Raw genomic sequence first — 1,059 nt, forward strand, 5'->3', positions numbered from 1 at the left:
TTAGAGCATTTTGTGATTAGATTGACGCATAGCCTGAGTTTTTGAGATAGTTGGCACATTCCTGAGGTGAGAAGGCATTGAGGAGCTGTCCGATGCGCCGCCAGGTTGCCTCAACGGATCGCTCCTGCGCTTTGCGCAGGAGCGTTTTGAGCTTGGCGAAGACCTGTTCGATGGGGTTCAGGTCGGGGCTGTAAGGCGGGAGGAACAGGATCCTTGCGCCAGCCGCCCGAACGGCCTTGCGCACCGCCTCACCCTTGTGGCTGCCGAGATTGTCGAGGATGACGACGTCGCCCGGCTTGAGCGTCGGGATCAGGAACTGCTCGACATAGGCGAGGAAGCTTTGCCCGTTGATCGGGCCGTCGATCACGGCCGGCGCGTCGATCCGGTCACAGCGGAGTGCAGCGAGGAAGGTCAGCGTCTTCCAATGGCCATGCGGCACCTTGGCGCGCAGCCGTTCGCCCCGGCGACAACGACCATGGGTGCGCGTCATGTTGGTCTTCGCCCAGGTTTCGTCGATGAAGACCAGGCGCCTTGGATCAAGCCGGCCCTGGTAGCGCTTCCAGCTCGCCCGGCGTCGGGCCACGTCGCGCCGATCCTGTTCTGAGGGCAGCACGCTTTTTTTTGAAGCTGATACCCTCTGCGACGAAGAAGCGCGACAACATGCCCGTATCTGCTCGCACGCCGCGTTCGGCCAGCAACCGTGCCGACAAGGCCGCCAACGTAATGTCCGGCTCAGCCGCGATCACCGCCAGTAACCAGTCGCGCTCAGGCTTCACCTTCGATGGTCGATGGCCGCCGGTCCCCGCACAGCGCCGGTCCCCGACGCGCTCATAGCGCTGAACCCACTTGATCGCCGACGCCTCGCTCACGCCAAAACGTCGCGACGCAGAGCGGCGGGTCTCGCCGCCGCGCACAACCGCATCGATCACGCGGTCGCGTAAATCTTGAGAATAGGCTCGTGGCATAAGGGCTGGCCTCCAAACCCAGCCCAAAGCTTGAATCACATCCAGGCCGCTTTGGGAATCCACCCTCGATTCAAGCTATTCACAGTGCGCTCTA

The 1,059-nt window shown here is 62.2% G+C and carries 1 protein-coding gene; it reads right to left on the bottom strand.

Features of this window, described 5'->3' with window-relative positions; all coding sequences use genetic code 11:
* Positions 1–16: 16 nt before the first annotated feature.
* Positions 17–965, bottom strand: a protein-coding gene (locus BLS13_RS20195) for an IS630 family transposase (protein ID WP_093454821.1) whose coding sequence is annotated in 2 segments (ribosomal slippage) — positions 17–601 and positions 603–965 — 948 coding nt in all. Because the reading frame shifts where the segments join, the coding sequence is not laid out codon by codon here.
* Positions 966–1,059 lie beyond the last annotated feature (94 nt).

Origin of the sequence: Sphingomonas sp. YR710, from assembly GCF_900101455.1 — a bacterium.
In the GTDB taxonomy this organism is placed as follows: domain Bacteria; phylum Pseudomonadota; class Alphaproteobacteria; order Sphingomonadales; family Sphingomonadaceae; genus Rhizorhabdus.